Source organism: bacterium Scap17 (assembly GCA_013376735.1).
Lineage (GTDB): Bacteria > Pseudomonadota > Gammaproteobacteria > Pseudomonadales > Halomonadaceae > Cobetia.
Genome location: VINJ01000001.1, coordinates 208464 through 224912, shown reverse-complemented (window position 1 = coordinate 224912; position 16449 = coordinate 208464). Strand labels below are relative to the sequence as shown.

11 protein-coding genes and 3 rRNA genes are annotated in these 16449 nt (G+C 59.5%); 5 read left to right on the top strand and 9 right to left on the bottom strand.

What is annotated here, in order from left to right:
• Positions 1–54: 54 nt before the first annotated feature.
• Positions 55–477 carry a VOC family protein gene (locus FLM52_01035; protein NVN54400.1) on the top strand — a complete coding sequence of 141 codons (423 nt, stop codon included), beginning with the start codon at positions 55–57 and terminating at the stop codon, positions 475–477.
• Between the two features lie 141 nt (positions 478–618).
• Here the strand turns inward: FLM52_01035 and FLM52_01030 are convergent, their stop codons facing one another.
• The 7 genes from FLM52_01030 to FLM52_01000 form a co-directional block, all read right to left on the bottom strand.
• A complete protein-coding gene (locus FLM52_01030) occupies positions 619–2148 on the bottom strand; it encodes an IS66 family transposase (GenBank protein NVN54399.1) in 1530 nt (509 codons plus the stop codon).
• 80 nt (positions 2149–2228) lie between these two features.
• Positions 2229–2564 carry an IS66 family insertion sequence element accessory protein TnpB gene (tnpB, locus tag FLM52_01025; protein ID NVN54398.1) on the bottom strand — a complete coding sequence of 112 codons (336 nt, stop codon included), beginning with the start codon at positions 2562–2564 and terminating at the stop codon, positions 2229–2231.
• On the bottom strand, positions 2561–2929 hold the full coding sequence (locus FLM52_01020) for a transposase (protein NVN54397.1): 369 nt from the start codon (positions 2927–2929) through the stop codon (positions 2561–2563). The genes tnpB and FLM52_01020 overlap by 4 nt, the downstream gene beginning before the upstream one ends.
• Positions 2930–3139: 210 nt before the next feature.
• A 5S ribosomal RNA gene (rrf, locus tag FLM52_01015) occupies positions 3140–3255 on the bottom strand.
• 120 nt (positions 3256–3375) lie between these two features.
• A 23S ribosomal RNA gene (locus FLM52_01010) occupies positions 3376–6288 on the bottom strand.
• Positions 6289–6518: 230 nt separating this feature from the next.
• Positions 6519–8064: ribosomal RNA gene (locus tag FLM52_01005) — 16S ribosomal RNA — on the bottom strand.
• Together the 16S, 23S and 5S rRNA genes form the textbook arrangement of a ribosomal RNA operon.
• 573 nt (positions 8065–8637) lie before the next feature.
• Positions 8638–9846 (bottom strand): tyrosine--tRNA ligase, encoded by a 1209-nt coding sequence (locus FLM52_01000; protein ID NVN54396.1) that lies wholly within the window; start codon positions 9844–9846, stop codon positions 8638–8640.
• A 157-nt stretch (positions 9847–10003) separates the two neighbouring features.
• On the opposite strand from FLM52_01000, the gene FLM52_00995 reads away from it, so the two are divergent.
• Entirely contained in the window at positions 10004–11152 is a 1149-nt protein-coding gene (locus FLM52_00995; protein NVN54395.1) for an anhydro-N-acetylmuramic acid kinase, read from the top strand.
• A gap of 107 nt (positions 11153–11259) precedes the next feature.
• Here FLM52_00995 and FLM52_00990 read toward each other — a convergent pair whose 3' ends face one another.
• Both FLM52_00990 and FLM52_00985 read right to left on the bottom strand, forming a co-directional pair.
• The gene (locus tag FLM52_00990) at positions 11260–12414 is read right to left on the bottom strand and encodes a PilT/PilU family type 4a pilus ATPase (protein ID NVN54394.1); all 1155 of its coding nucleotides are present in this window, start codon (positions 12412–12414) and stop codon (positions 11260–11262) included.
• 139 nt (positions 12415–12553) lie between these two features.
• Complete coding sequence (locus FLM52_00985; GenBank protein ID NVN54393.1) at positions 12554–13585, bottom strand: type IV pilus twitching motility protein PilT; 1032 nt, start codon at positions 13583–13585, stop codon at positions 12554–12556.
• Between the two features lie 195 nt (positions 13586–13780).
• Between FLM52_00985 and FLM52_00980 the strand changes: the two genes are divergently transcribed.
• The 3 genes from FLM52_00980 (at position 13781) to FLM52_00970 (ending at position 16195) form a co-directional block, all read left to right on the top strand.
• Positions 13781–14533: a YggS family pyridoxal phosphate-dependent enzyme gene (locus tag FLM52_00980; GenBank protein ID NVN54392.1), complete on the top strand. Its 753-nt coding sequence runs from the start codon at positions 13781–13783 to the stop codon at positions 14531–14533.
• Between the two features lie 88 nt (positions 14534–14621).
• Positions 14622–15464, top strand: coding sequence for a pyrroline-5-carboxylate reductase (locus tag FLM52_00975; GenBank protein NVN54391.1), 843 nt, complete (start codon positions 14622–14624; stop codon positions 15462–15464).
• 149 nt (positions 15465–15613) lie between these two features.
• Complete coding sequence (locus tag FLM52_00970; protein ID NVN54390.1) at positions 15614–16195, top strand: YggT family protein; 582 nt, start codon at positions 15614–15616, stop codon at positions 16193–16195.
• The last annotated feature ends 254 nt before the right edge of the window (positions 16196–16449 follow it).

The following is a 16449-nucleotide window of genomic DNA, read 5'->3' as shown; positions in this document are numbered from 1 at the left end:
TCATCGCACCGAACACACTGCAGGAGCAGCAACATGACAAAGGACAGTCTCGCCATGGCTTCGGACTCACCCTCGACACCCCGCCTGCCTCTGACGCGAGTGCATCACGTGGCGCTCATCACCGCTGATTACCCACGCGCCAAGCGCTTCTATCTCGAGGTCATGGATGCGCAGGTGATCAACGAAGCCTATCGTGAGGCCCGCGACAGCTACAAGCTCGACCTGCTCCTGCCGGGCGGTATCCAGCTGGAGCTGTTCTCCTTCCCCTCTCCGCCTGAGCGCCCCAGCTATCCGGAAGCCTGTGGCCTTCGTCACCTGGCGCTGGCGACAGAAGACATCGATACCTGTGTCGAGCTGCTGATCGCCCGTGGCGCCACGCCAGAGCCGATACGTGTCGATGAATACACCGGCGCCCGCTTCACCTTCCTGTCAGACCCTGACGGTACGCCCCTCGAGCTCTACGAAATCTCGCCCTGATGTGATGGCGCACTGAAGCTTCACTGGCCCTGAAGACAAAAGGCCCCTGTCGAGATATCGACAGGGGCCTTCTTGTGTCATGTGCACGTTGCTTGGGCAAAGCTTTTCTGTAAGCGTTCGGGCATCACCGCTTGCGAGTGATCACGCAGTATGCTGCCAATGATGGGGCAGAAGTTCGTGCACTTGGCTAGCCTTTTGGGTCGGCAGCCTTTCCAACACATTTTTCAGGTAGGTATAGGGCTCATGGCCGTTCAGCTTGGCACACTGAATGAGGCTCATGATGGTGGCAGCACGCTGGCCACTGCGCAGAGATCCGGCGAACAGCCAGTTTGAACGCCCCAGCGCCCAGGGGCGAATCAGATTCTCCGCCCGGTTGTTATCGATCGGCAACGCGCCGTCATCCAGGTAGCGCGTCAACGCCGCCCAGCGCTTCAGGCTGTAATCCAACGCTTTCGCCGTCGCCGAACCATTCGGAACCTTCTCGCGATGCGCCAGCATCCAGCGATGTAGCGCATCGGCGATGGGCTTTGCTTTCGTCTCCCGCAGCCGTTGACGCTCTTCCGCACTGAATGACTGTACCTCACGCTCCACCTGGTATAGCTGACCGATCAGTTCGATAGCCTGCCCGGCGATCTGGCTCTTGCCAGCGACGTGCAGATCGACAAATTTACGGCGGGCATGGGCCATGCAACCGATCTCGGTAACACCGTTGGCGAAGCTCTGCTTGTAGCCGCTGTAGTCGTCACAGACCAGCTTGCCCCGCCACTTCCCGAGGAAGTCGCGGGCATGTTGACCGCCACGTCCCTCGCTGAAGTCGTAGATTACGGCCTTCAACCCGGCATACGGGGTGGTGGCGTAGGCCCAGAGATAGGCGCGGTGCGTCTTCTTCTTGCCAGGGGCCAGCATCGGTACCGGCGTTTCGTCGGCATGCAGCACCGGCTCGTTGAGCAACACTTCACGCAGTGCATCGATCAGCGGCTGAAGTCGCACCCCGCAGGTGCCGACCCACTCGGCCAGGGTGGAGCGCGGAATCGCTACGCCGGCGCGGGCGAAGATCTGCTCCTGGCGATAGAGTGGCAGGTGATCAGCATATTTGGCGATCAGCACCTGGGCCAGCAAGCCGGCGGTGGGGATGCCCTTGTCAATGATCTGCGTCGGCATCGGTGCCTGGGTCAGTGTCTCGCATTGGTCGCAGACCCACTTGCCACGGATATGCCGCTCGACGTGGAACACGCCCGGCGTGTAATCCAACTTCTCACTGATTTCCTCGCCGATCCGCCTCAGCTGACAACCACACCGGCAGTGATCATTCTCCGGATCATGATGAATCTCGGTGCGCGGTAGCTCGGGAGGTAAGGGCGTGCGCTTGGGCGTCTTCCTTGCCACTGGCGTGGCAGCAGTGAGGTGGAGCTCTTCCAGCTCGGTCTCGATGGCAGCAATGTCGGCGTCCACCCCTTCCTCCAGCAGGCTGATCTGCAGGACATTGAGCTGCTCGCTGCGCTTGCCGAAGGCGTGGCGCTTGAGCAATGCCATTTCATAGGTCAGCTTTTGATTGACCTGCTCGCTGTGGCGTAGCGCTTTCTCCTTTTCCTCCACCTGCGTCATCAGCGTTGCCGCCAAGTGGCGGAGCTGATCGGGAGAGAGTTGAGTCAGGTCAGGGGGCGTCGTCATTCCGCCAGTATGCCAGCCCGCCGACGAGAACGGGATTAGCGCATCCGCGAATAGCGGGGCCGCCAAGTCTGTGCCGCTCATCACACGACCGAGATCACCCCGTCGGCGCCGAGACGCTGCCAGGGCAGTCCTTGCACCAGTGCCGTGACCTGCTCGGGGCAAAGCTCGATACGATCGCCCTGCCAGTGACCGGCCCAGTGGAACTTGCCCTGGTTCAGGCGCCGGGCGCACAGCCAGACACCCAGGCCATCGTGGACCAGCACCTTCATACGGTTGCCGCGCCGGTTGGCAAAGAGATAGGCACAGTGCGGGCGAGCCGCGCCGAACACCTTCACCACCCGGGCTAGGGCCGTATCCGGACCGGCCCGCATATCCAGCGGCTCGGTGGCCAGCCAGATTTCGTCGATGCGGATCATGCGAGCAGCTCTCGGATCAGAGATCGGCAGGCGTCGGCCTCCGAGGCAGGCCACTCGATGACCATCGGGCCGTTGGGGTGCGGGATCGTGAGGCGAATAGGGTCCGCCACCTGATGCTGGGGAGTGGCCGGTGACAACTCGCGAGTCATGGGCACCGGTACAAATGCCGGTATTTCTGGCACAGCCGTTTGCTGACGGGTGGTACGGATCCAATTGTGGACCAGGTTAGCATTCAGGCTGTGCTCCAACGCCACTCCGGCAACGGAGGCACCGGGTTGCTGACACGCTTCGACGATCCTGGCCTTGAAGGCGGCAGTGAAGCGGCGACGCTTGCGAGGAACTTCCAACACGCTTGATTCCGTCATGATAAGTGTCCACTTATTGATAGGTGGACATCTAACGTGACGGAATTCAGGACTCTGCGGTAGATGGGATCACCGGTCGCTTACGCTTTTCTCTCGCCCACAGCTAATTCGCATGCAGGACTCTCTGCACAACTTTTCCTGCGCACATTTTTTCCATGTACAAAGAGAACCGCCCCTGCAGCAAGGCTACAGGGGCGGTTCGGGATAAGTGCCTGACGATGACCTACTCTCACATGGAGAAACTCCACACTACCATCGGCGCTAAGCGGTTTCACTTCCGAGTTCGGCATGGGATCGGGTGGTTCACGCTCGCTATGGTCGTCAGGCGAAACGGTGGCATCTTGCGATGCCTGAGTCTCGAGGCTTTTGGCCTCGTGACTCGCAATATGAATCATGCTGACCGATATGTCGTCGATCCTGTCGCAATCCCGGCGGTTTGCCTGGGCAAACCCCTTGGGTGTTATATGGTCAAGCCTCACGGGCAATTAGTACTGGTTAGCTCAACACATTGCTGTGCTTCCACACCCAGCCTATCAACCTTGTCGTCTTCAAGGGCCCTTCAGGAGGCGCAAGGCCTCAGGGAAGTCTCATCTTGAAGGGGGCTTCCCGCTTAGATGCCTTCAGCGGTTATCCCGTCCGAACGTAGCTACCGGGCAATGCCATTGGCATGACAACCCGAACACCAGAGGTTCGTCCACTCCGGTCCTCTCGTACTAGGAGCAGCTCTTCTCAAACTTCCGACGCCCACGGCAGATAGGGACCGAACTGTCTCACGACGTTCTAAACCCAGCTCGCGTACCACTTTAAATGGCGAACAGCCATACCCTTGGGACCGACTTCAGCCCCAGGATGTGATGAGCCGACATCGAGGTGCCAAACACCGCCGTCGATGTGAACTCTTGGGCGGTATCAGCCTGTTATCCCCGGAGTACCTTTTATCCGTTGAGCGATGGCCCTTCCATACAGAACCACCGGATCACTAGAACCTACTTTCGTACCTGCTCGACGTGTCTGTCTCGCAGTCAAGCACCCTTATGCTCTTGCACTCAATGCACGATTTCCAACCGTGCTGAGGGTACCTTCGTGCTCCTCCGTTACTCTTTGGGAGGAGACCGCCCCAGTCAAACTACCCACCATACACTGTCCTCGATCCGGATGACGGACCTGAGTTAGAACGCCAATGATGTCAGGCTGGTATTTCAAGGTTGGCTCCACCGCATCTGGCGATGTGGTTTCAAAGCCTCCCAGCTATCCTACACAGACAACATCAGCATCCAGTGTAAAGCTATAGTAAAGGTTCACGGGGTCTTTCCGTCTAGCCGCGGGTACACAGCATCTTCACTGCGATTTCAATTTCACTGAGTCTCGGGTGGAGACAGCGTGGCCATCATTACGCCATTCGTGCAGGTCGGAACTTACCCGACAAGGAATTTCGCTACCTTAGGACCGTTATAGTTACGGCCGCCGTTTACCGGGGCTTCGATCAAGAGCTTCGGACGAATCCTAACCCCATCAATTAACCTTCCGGCACCGGGCAGGCGTCACACCCTATACGTCCGCTTGCGCGTTTGCAGAGTGCTGTGTTTTTAATAAACAGTTGCAGCCACCTGGTATCTTCGACCGGTAGGAGCTTACGGAGCAAGTCCTTCACTCTAACCGGTGCACCTTCTCCCGAAGTTACGGTGCCATTTTGCCTAGTTCCTTCACCCGAGTTCTCTCAAGCGCCTTGGTATTCTCTACCTGACCACCTGTGTCGGTTTGGGGTACGGTCGCATGTGATCTGAAGCTTAGAGGCTTTTCCTGGAAGCGTGGCATCGATGACTTCCTGACCGTGGTCAGTTCGTCTCGCATCTCGACCTCAGAGGAACCGGATTTGCCTGATTCCTCGGCCTACATGCTTTCACCAGGACAACCAACGCCTGGCTCACCTAGCCTTCTTCGTCCCCCCATCGCAACCACATCCGGTACGGGAATATTAACCCGTTTCCCATCGACTACGCGTTTCCGCCTCGCCTTAGGGGCCGACTCACTCTGCTCCGATTAACGTAGAACAGAAAACCTTGGTCTTCCGGCGGGGGAGTTTTTCACTCCCCTTATCGTTACTCATGTCAGCATTCGCACTCGTGATACCTCCAGCAGACTTCTCAATCCACCTTCATTGGCTTACACGACGCTCCTCTACCGCTCATCCAGAGGATGAACCCGTAGCTTCGGTACCTGATTTAGCCCCGTTATATCTTCCGCGCAGGCCGACTCGACTAGTGAGCTATTACGCTTTCTTTAAAGGGTGGCTGCTTCTAAGCCAACCTCCTAGCTGTCTGAGCCTTCCCACATCGTTTCCCACTTAATCAGGATTTTGGGACCTTAGCTGACGGTCTGGGTTGTTTCCCTTTTCACAACGGACGTTAGCACCCGCTGTGTGTCTCCCACGCTGCACTCACTGGTATTCGGAGTTTGCCTCGGGTTGGTAAGTCGGGATGACCCCCTAGCCGAAACAGTGCTCTACCCCCAGCGGTGATACGTGAGGCGCTACCTAAATAGCTTTCGAGGAGAACCAGCTATCTCCGGGCTTGATTAGCCTTTCACTCCGATCCACAGCTCATCCCAGCATTTTTCAACATACTTGGGTTCGGGCCTCCAATTGATGTTACTCAATCTTCACCCTGGCCATGGATAGATCGCCCGGTTTCGGGTCTATACCCTGCGACTGGTCGCCCAGTTAAGACTCGGTTTCCCTACGCCTCCCCTATACGGTTAAGCTCGCCACAGAATATAAGTCGCTGACCCATTATACAAAAGGTACGCGGTCACACCACGAAGGTGCTCCCACTGCTTGTACGCATACGGTTTCAGGATCTATTTCACTCCCCTCGCCGGGGTTCTTTTCGCCTTTCCCTCACGGTACTGGTTCACTATCGGTCAGCCAGGAGTATTTAGCCTTGGAGGATGGTCCCCCCATGTTCAGTCAGGGTTTCTCGTGCCCCGACCTACTCGATTTCACGTGACTCGGACTTCGACTACGGGACTATCACCCTGTATCGTCAAGCTTCCCAGCTTGTTCGCCTGTCGGTTGTCACGCTTAAGGGCTGGTCCCCGTTCGCTCGCCGCTACTTGGGGAATCTCGGTTGATTTCTTTTCCTCCGGGTACTTAGATGTTTCAGTTCCCCGGGTTTGCCTCTATAGGTTATGTATTGGCCTATAGATACTCACCTGATGGTGAGTGGGTTTCCCCATTCGGAAATCGTTGGGTCGCAGGGTATTTGCCACCTCGCCAACGCTTATCGCAGGCTATCACGTCCTTCATCGCCTCTGGCTGCCAAGGCATCCACCGTATGCGCTTAATCGCTTGACCATATAACCCCAAGGGGTCTGTCAAGGATTACGACTCTGTCGGACCTCTCCGACATATCGTTTGATAGACATGCGCTTGGCGCACACATCTATCGTCAGCATGATTCACATTGTTAAAGAGCGGCTGTTCAGAGAACAGTGAGAAGCGCGCTCTGATGAGCACGCTTGCCACTGCCGGCTAAGCCAGCAATAAGATCAGGTAATTCGTTGTGAGCACTTGCCGCGAGCAGTAGACAGTGTCGATAAGGAGGTGATCCAGCCCCAGGTTCCCCTAGGGCTACCTTGTTACGACTTCACCCCAGTCATGAACCACACCGTGGTGATCGCCCTCCCGAAGGTTAGGCTAACCACTTCTGGTGCAGTCCACTCCCATGGTGTGACGGGCGGTGTGTACAAGGCCCGGGAACGTATTCACCGTGGCATTCTGATCCACGATTACTAGCGATTCCGACTTCATGGAGTCGAGTTGCAGACTCCAATCCGGACTGAGGCAAGCTTTATGGGATTGGCTCCACGTCGCCGTATTGCAACCCTTTGTACTTGCCATTGTAGCACGTGTGTAGCCCTACCCGTAAGGGCCATGATGACTTGACGTCGTCCCCACCTTCCTCCGGTTTGTCACCGGCAGTCTCCTTAGAGTTCCCGACATGACTCGCTGGCAAATAAGGATAGGGGTTGCGCTCGTTACGGGACTTAACCCAACATTTCACAACACGAGCTGACGACAGCCATGCAGCACCTGTCTCAGAGTTCCCGAAGGCACCAATCCATCTCTGGAAAGTCCTCTGGATGTCAAGGGTAGGTAAGGTTCTTCGCGTTGCATCGAATTAAACCACATGCTCCACCGCTTGTGCGGGCCCCCGTCAATTCATTTGAGTTTTAACCTTGCGGCCGTACTCCCCAGGCGGTCAACTTATTGCGTTAGCTGCGCCACTAAGTCCTCAAGGGACCCAACGGCTAGTTGACATCGTTTACGGCGTGGACTACCAGGGTATCTAATCCTGTTTGCTACCCACGCTTTCGCACCTCAGTGTCAGTGTCAGTCCAGAAGGCCGCCTTCGCCACTGGTATTCCTCCCGATCTCTACGCATTTCACCGCTACACCGGGAATTCTACCTTCCTCTCCTGCACTCTAGCCAAGCAGTTCCAGATGCCGTTCCCAGGTTGAGCCCGGGGCTTTCACACCTGGCTGACTTAGCCACCTACGCGCGCTTTACGCCCAGTAATTCCGATTAACGCTTGCACCCTCCGTATTACCGCGGCTGCTGGCACGGAGTTAGCCGGTGCTTCTTCTGCGAGTGATGTCTTTCTTGCGGGGTATTAACCCACAAGCGTTCTTCCTCGCTGAAAGTGCTTTACAACCCGAAGGCCTTCTTCACACACGCGGCATGGCTGGATCAGGCTTTCGCCCATTGTCCAATATTCCCCACTGCTGCCTCCCGTAGGAGTCTGGGCCGTGTCTCAGTCCCAGTGTGGCTGATCATCCTCTCAGACCAGCTACGGATCGTCGCCTTGGTGAGCCGTTACCTCACCAACAAGCTAATCCGACATGGGCTCATCCGATAGCGCAAGGTCCGAAGATCCCCTGCTTTCTCCCGTAGGACGTATGCGGTATTAGCCTGAGTTTCCCCAGGTTGTCCCCCACTATCGGGCAGATTCCCATGCATTACTCACCCGTCCGCCGCTCGACGCCTCCTAGCAAGCTAGGATCGTTTCCGCTCGACTTGCATGTGTTAAGCCTGCCGCCAGCGTTCAATCTGAGCCATGATCAAACTCTTCAGTTGAAAGCTTGATAGTCTGTTAAGCAGACCAAACTTGGTTCAGAGTCAAACTTCTCGTGAGAGGCTTGCTCCGATATTTGGTGACCTTGTCACCACTCATCGGCAAGCGCTCACACGAATTACCTGATCAAATTTTTAAAGAGCGTCGCTGTGAAGCGAGGAGGCATATTCTACCCGGAACGCTTGATAAGTCAAGCACTTGATGATGAGTCAGTCGACTGCCTCTAAGCATCATCAAGCGGTGAGGAGCGTTGCTCGATCACCTGTTCCGTAAGGAGTGCGGCGCATTCTAGCGAATCGCCCGCGATTGTCAATCGATGAATTCGAAGCGAGCTTCAAAAACATCAAGTAAAACAATCACCTGCAAACCTCTTTCACCGCTGGCAACGCCATGCGTCCCCGGCAGCGGATGCGTACTTTACGCACGAACCGCCGTGAGGGCAAGGGCTTTCTTGAAAGAATCTCGCCACGATGATGCCAGGAGTTCAGAACGCGCTCGGCCCCACCATGTCTGGTGAGGCCGAGCGGGAGGTGACTTACGACAGCGACTTCTCAGTATCAGTACATCTGAGTACCTCAGCGCGTCACGGTCACTCGTGCGTAGCGCTTCTTGCCCGCCTGGATGACGATGGCAGTATCGAAAGGTGCCATATAGGAAGGCTCGACCACTTCGCCATCCACTTTCACGCGGCCATTCTTGAGCATGTCCTTGGCCTGGGCACTGTTGTTGGCCAGACCCGCACGATTGATGACCGCCGCGATCGGCGCCACCTCGGCGCCCTCCAGGCTGACGGTGACATCCGGCATGTCCGCCGGCAACTCGCCGTCGGCCAGCTGATTGCCGCTGGAAAGGTGCGCCGTCACCGCCGCTTCTTCATCGTGGAAACGTGCCACCAGCTCGCGCGCCAGCTCCATCTTGATATCACGCGGGTTGGCACCGTCGTCGATGCTGGCCATCAGCGCCTTCACTTCATCGAGGGGACGCAGCGACAGCAGCTCGAAGTAACGCCACATCAGCGAATCCGGCATGGAGACGATCTTGTTGAACATCTCGCCGGGTCGGTCGTTGATGCCGATGTAGTTGCCCAGCGACTTGGACATCTTCTGCACGCCATCCAGGCCCTCGAGGATCGGCATGGTGATCACCACCTGCGGCTCCTGGCCACGCTGGCGCTGAAGCTCACGTCCCATCAGCAGATTGAACTTCTGATCGGTGCCGCCAAGCTCGATATCCGCTTCCAGCGCCACGGAGTCATACCCCTGGATCAGCGGGTAGAGGAACTCGTGGATGGAGATCGGCTGATTGCCGCTATAGCGCTTGTCGAAATCGTCACGCTCGAGCATGCGAGCGACCGTGCTGGAGGCCGCCAGCTCGATCATGTCAGCCGCGGAGAGCTTGCTGATCCATTCGGAGTTGAAGGCGATGCGCGTCTTCTCCTTGTCGAGAATCTTGAAGACCTGCTCCTGATACGTCAGGGCGTTGGCCTTCACATCCTCTTCGGTCAGCGGCTTGCGCGTCACGCTCTTGCCGGTGGGATCGCCGATGCGGCCGGTGAAATCACCGATCAGGAAGATGATCTCGTGACCGAGGTCCTGCAGCTGGCGCAGCTTGTTGATCAGCACCGTATGACCGAGGTGCAGGTCCGGCGCCGTCGGATCAAAGCCTGCCTTGATCTTGAGCTTGCGCCCGGACTCGAGCTTCTTGATCAGCTCTTCCTCGACCAGCACCTCATCGGTACCGCGCTTGATGATCTCCAGCGCTTCCACTACTGACTTGTCGCTCATCCTGCCCTCTCTGACCGTTGCTGCTCCCCTCGTAACGGGGCATGTTGGCCGAGAATGTTAGCATGACGAGCATGGCATGCACCCCCTGCCGCAGAGCGGCGTGCTCACGAGCTTCCCCCCCCCCCTGTTGCACGCCCCCAATGATCGGGAGATCCCAATGGCGCTTTACCTCGGCCTGATGACCGGCACCAGCCTGGACGGACTCGATATCGCCTTGCTCGATATCGCACCCTCCTCGCCAGACCACGAACGGATTCGCTTCATTGATGGGCTCGACCTGCCGCTGCCCGAGACACTGCGGACTCGCCTCTGGCAGCTGATGCATTGCGATGAGGCATGCTTCGCGGATCTCGCCGCCGCCGAGAAGGCGTTGGCTGAACTGGCCGCCAGCGCGGTGACGCGCTTGCTGACCCGCCAGCAGCTGAGTGCAGAGGATGTCGCGGCGATTGGCAGCCATGGCCAGACCATCGAGCATCGCCCCTACGGCTTCAGCGATCAGCCATGCCACACGCCCTACACCCTGCAGCTCGACAACCCCAGCCTGCTGGCCGAGCTGTGCGGCATCCCTGTCGTTGCTGACTTCCGGCGCCGCGATCTGGCCGCCGGCGGTCAGGCGGCCCCGCTGGCGCCCGCCTTCCACGCTGCGCTATTCAGTCAGCCAGACCAATGGCATGGGCTGCTCAACCTGGGCGGCATCGCCAATCTGACACTACTTCCCCCTCAGGGCTCCACGGCTGACGTCATCGGCTTCGACACCGGCCCCGCCAACTGCCTGCTGGATGCCTGGCATGCACGTCATCGTGGTACCACAGTGGATCAGGACGGTCAGTGGGCCGCCAGCGGCAAGGTGATTCCTGACTTGCTCGAGAGATTGCTGTCGGCCGACTACTTCCGCCGACCACTTCCCAAGAGCACCGGCCGCGAAGATTTCCATCTCGACTGGCTGGCTCAGCACCTGACCGGCGACGAGTCACCGGCTGACGTGCAGGCCACGCTCCTGAGTCTGACCGTCGAAAGCATCGTGCGGGCATTGGAGCAGACCGGCGTATCACTGGCCGCGCTGACTCCCTGCGGTGGCGGGGCACGCAATGGCGCCCTGCTCACTCAGCTGGAGCAGCGCCTGGCGCAAGGCGAGCAAGCGACGTCCCTTGTGTCCTGCGCTGACATGGGCTGGAACGCAGACCTGCTCGAAGCCAGCGCATTCGCCTGGCTCGCGGCACGCAGAGTCCTGGAGCGCCCCGGCAACCTGCCCAGCGTGACCGGCGCGAGCGGCCCGAGAGTGCTGGGCGGCCTCTACGCTCGCTGACCCTCATCGGATACGAAAAAGCCGCCCTTCTCGTGATGAAGAGGGCGACTTTTGATTGGGACAATCACCATGCTGACATCACCGACAGCTGGCATGACCGACACGCCTCAGTCGTCATCCCCTTGCAGCGAGAAGCGACTGGCGGCACTCATGACATCCTGCTGGGCTTCCTGGGCACTATCGGAATCACCGAACTTGATCATCAGGCGCAGGTCATTGGCGGAATCGGCATGCGCCAATGCCACTTCCTCGGTGATCAAGCCCTGCTGATGCAAGGCGTAAAGCGATTGGTCGAAGGTCATCATGCCCTGCTGCTGCGAGCGCTTCATGACGTCCTTGATCTCGACCACCGCGCCCTTGCGGATCAGGTCGACGATCAGCGGCGAACGCAGCATCACCTCAATGGCCGGCACGCGCTGGGTGGTATTGCCACTCCTGTGAGGCAACAGCTGCTGGGCCACGATGCCCTTGAGGTTCAGCGACAGATCCATCCACACCTGCTCATGACGCTCCTCCGGGAAGAAGTGGATGATGCGGTCCAGGGCCTGGTTGGCATTGTTGGCATGCAACGTCGCAAGACACAGGTGGCCTGTCTCGGCGAAGGTCAGCGCATGCTCCATGGTCTCACGCGAGCGGATCTCGCCGATCATGATCACGTCCGGCGCCTGACGCAGCGTATTGCGCAGTGCCACCTCGAAAGACTCGGTATCGATTCCCACTTCACGCTGCGTCACGATGGAGCGCTGGTGAGGATGGATATATTCGATCGGGTCTTCGATACAGATGATATGCCCACTCGAGGTCTGGTTGCGGTGCTGGATCATCGCTGCCAGCGAGGTCGACTTGCCGGCGCCGGTACCGCCGACGAAGATCACCAGACCACGCTTGGTCTCGGAAAGCCCCTTGATGATCTCCGGCAGCCGCAACTCTTCCAGGCTGGGAATCGACAGCTGGATTCGGCGAATCACCATGCCCATCTGGCTACGCTGGTAGAAGGCGCTGATCCTGAAGCGCCCGACTCCCGGCAGACTATGCGCGAAGTTGGCCTCGCGCTCTTCCTCGAAGCGCTCGCGCTGCATGTCACTCATCGGTGCGAGCACCAGCTCTCTCACCTGATCGACACTCAGCTTCCTGTCACCCAGCGCCACCATGCGGCCATTGACCTTCATCTGCGGCGGTGTGCCGGTGGAGATGAACAGATCCGAGCTGCCCTTGCTGACCATCAACTGCAGAAGTTCATGCAGCCATTCATGAGGAGTCATGAGTTGTATCCCGATATGCGCCTTGAGAGTCGCGCCCAAGGCCTCGCGCTGAAATGCCGTCCCATGAACCTGAAAAGTTGACGTGTTCCGGCCCCTGCCCCACCTACCTGCAACGTGATTGTCGGCCCTCCTGGCGAATTCAGCTCAACAAGCCCTTGGCTTTCGCCTGAGCATCTTCATTGGTCACCAGCCCTTCCGCCAACAGACGCGTCAGCGCTGCATCCAATGTCTGCATGCCCAGGGCACCACCGGTCTGGATGGAGGAGTACATCTGCGCCACCTTGTCCTCGCGGATCAGGTTACGAATGGCGGGCGTCGCGATCATGATCTCGTGAGCCGCCACCCGGCCACCGCCAATCTTCTTGAGCAGTGTCTGGGCGATGACGCCCTGCAGGGACTCGGACAGCATCGAGCGCACCATTGCCTTTTCCTCGCCGGGGAAGACGTCAATGATACGGTCGACAGTCTTGGTCGCAGAGGTAGTGTGCAGGGTGCCGAATACCAGGTGACCCGTCTCGGCCGCGGTCAGTGCCAGACGGATGGTCTCGAGATCTCGCAGCTCCCCGACCAGAATGACATCCGGGTCTTCACGCAGTGCCGAACGCAGCGCGGGCGCGAAGCCGTGGGTATCACGATGCACTTCACGCTGGTTGACCAGACACCGCTTGGACTGGTGCACGAATTCCACCGGGTCCTCGATGGTGAGAATGTGGTCGTACTTGTTCTCATTGATGTAATCGATCATCGCCGCCAGCGTGGTGGATTTACCGGAACCGGTCGGCCCGGTGACAAGAATCAGGCCGCGCGGCAGCATGCACATCTTGCGGAAGGCTTCACCGAGCCCCAGATCCTCCATCGTCAGCACTTCCGAGGGGATGGTACGGAAGACGGCCCCCGCGCCGCGCCCCTGATGGAAGGCGTTGACACGAAAGCGCGAGACCCCCGGCACCTCGAAGGAGAAATCGGTCTCGAGGAATTCCTCGAAGTCACGGCGCTGCTTGTCGTTCATGATCTCGTAGATCAGCGCGCGCACCTGCTTGTCATCCATCGATGGCACATTGATGCGCCGCACATCACCGTCGACACGAATCATCGGTGGCAAACCTGCGGACAGGTGAAGATCCGACGCGTTCTGTTTTGCCGAAAAAGCCAGCAGTTCGGTAATATCCATGCAGTTCCCTCGCGAAGACCGAAGCTCTTGTACCAACGAGTCTTGTGTACTCTGGTGAAAGTGTGAAGTGGCTCTTCAGTAGATAGTGCGATGGGCACCATGTCACCAGGCCTGTCACGCTCATGCCATTGATGACATGCCTGACACCGTGCCAGCCATCGCCAGGTTGTTCCGCAAATTCTGGAGCCGAGCCGCATGACCGCAGTCCCCGACGACGAAGCTTGTGTTACCCAGTGTATCCTAGAGGCCCGTGCGCGGCTGGAAAAGGCATTGCAGGCAAGTAAACGCAACGCTGATTCGGCGCAAGTGCTGGCCGTCAGCAAGACCAAACCCGCCACGCTGATACGCGCAGCCTGGCAATCCGGCCAGCGCGCCTTCGGCGAGAACTATCTGCAGGAAGCGCTGGACAAGCAGCAGGCGCTGTCGGACCTCACCGATATCGAATGGCATTTCATCGGTCCCATCCAGTCCAACAAGACGCGCGCCATCGCCGAGCACTTCGCCTGGGTGCATACCGTGGAACGCGAGAAGATCGCACGCCGCCTGAGCGAGCAGCGCCCCCGTGAGCTTGGCGCGCTCGATATCTGCCTGCAGGTCAACATCTCCGGCGAAGCCTCCAAGGCTGGCGTGGCACCCCAGGAACTGCTGGCGCTGGCCGAGACGGTGATCGCACTGCCCGGGCTGCGCCTGCGCGGCCTGATGGCGATTCCGGCCCCCTGCGCCGCCGGTGCCAGTGAGGCTGAGCGCCGCGCGCCCTTCCGCCAGCTGCGCGAACTGCTGGAGCGACTGCAGACGCGCTTCCCCGCCGCCAGCTACCCGCAGGCCCGGCTCGATACTCTCTCGATGGGCATGAGCGCGGACCTTGAGGCCGCCGTCGCCGAAGGCGCGACACTGGTACGCCTCGGCACTGCCATCTTTGGCGCACGTGACTATTCCCAGGTCCATTGAGCCCAACGCTCGCTGAGGAAAATCCAACACTCACGCAAGGCTCTCGAGCTTGCCGCCAGCCCTCCCACTGAATGATCAGGAGCACCGCATGACGCACCAGAGCACCGCTACACCGCGCACTATCGCGTTCATCGGCGCCGGCAACATGGCCAGCGCCATCTTCGGCGGCATGGTCGATTCCGGCTATCCCGCAGACCGTATCATCGCCACGGCTCGCTCGCGCGAGACACTCGATGCCCTCGAGCAGCGCTACGGCGTAAGCACGACCCAGGACAACGCCTACGCCGTCTCGCAAGCCGATGTGGTGGTGCTGGGCGTCAAGCCGCAGATGATGCATGACGTCTGCCAGGCGCTGACCCCTGCGGTGCAGAACCGCAAGCCGCTGATCGTCTCGGTCGCGGCTGGCATCACCTGCGACAGCCTCGAGCGCTGGCTGGGTGGCGACCTCGCCATCATCCGCTGCATGCCCAACACGCCGTCGCTGGTCGGTGTCGGCGCCAGCGGGCTCTATGCCACCGCCCAGGTGACGGAGGAGCAACGCGGCTTGATGGATGAAATGCTGACCGCAGTCGGTATCGTCGAGTGGGTCGAGGAAGAAGGTCTGCTGGAAGCCGTCACCGGCATTTCCGGCTCCGGCCCGGCCTATTTCTTCCTGTTCATCGAGTCGCTCGAAGCGGCAGGCATCGAGCTGGGGCTGAATGCCGAGACCGCGCGCCGCCTGGCGATCCAGACCGCCCGCGGTGCCGCCGAGATGGCCTTCTCCAGGGAGCATGAGCCCGCCGAGCTGCGCCGCCGCGTGTGTTCGCCGAATGGCACCACGGAGCGCGCCATCAACAGCTTCGAGGAGGATGGGCTGCGCGATATCGTCGAGCGCGCCGCCAAGGCCTCCAGCGTGCGCGCCGCCGAGCTTGCCCGCGAGCTGGATCGCTGACAGCCTCTGCTCCACTGACAACTCCTGCAGGCCGCTGGCAGCCCGGGCCACAACAGGCCATCATGCGCTGTTCATCCGTTGTTGGCATGCTAGCGGCATGACGCGTGCACTATCGCGCGCCCACTTCTCACCGTCTTAAGGAAAGCCCCATGGGTGCTATGGGTAATATCGGACTTCAGCTGGTCACCATCCTGCTGCAACTATTTGTCTACATCCTGATGCTGCGCTTCCTGCTGCAGCTATCCCGAGCGGACTTCTACAACCCGGTCACCCAGTCAGTGGTCAAGGCGACCAACCCGCTGGTGGCCCCGTTGCAGGGCATTCTGCGCCCGCTGGGTCGCTTCGACATCGCCACCCTGGCCGCCGCCTTCATCGTCGTCAGCCTGGTGCTGGTCGCGATCGGCGCCCTGTTCGGTGGCGGCATGCTGCCGGTCGGCTTCATCGCGCTGACGGCACTGGGCACCATTCTCGACAGCATCATCAACATCTATTTCTTCGCCCTGATCGCGATGATCATCCTGTCGTGGGTCGCTCCGCAGGCCAACCACCCGGGCGCCATCCTGGTCCATCAGCTGGTCGATCCGATCATGAAGCCGGTACGCAAGGTGATCCCGTCAATCGGCATGCTCGACCTGTCGCCGATCTTCGTGTTCATCGCGCTCAACCTGGTCGGCAGCCTGATCAACCAGACCCTGCCGTCACTGGGCATGCTGCCCAGCGCCTTCAGTTAAGCCGGCACTCCGCCAGCAAGGATGGCTCGCATGTGCCCAAGGCACATGCCGACGAGATCAGCGCCCGCCACGGACTCCCGTGGCGGGCGCTCTTGCATCGCGTGCCACTGGATCACGCGTGCGCACGCTGTGCTAGAGTGAGCCCTCGGCCGAAGCCACAACCACGGTGCACGAGACGCCCACAAGGCGCATCACCGCGGCTTCGCGCCCCGGACACGGGCCCTGCCCCGAACACTCTGCTGGACATGATGCTG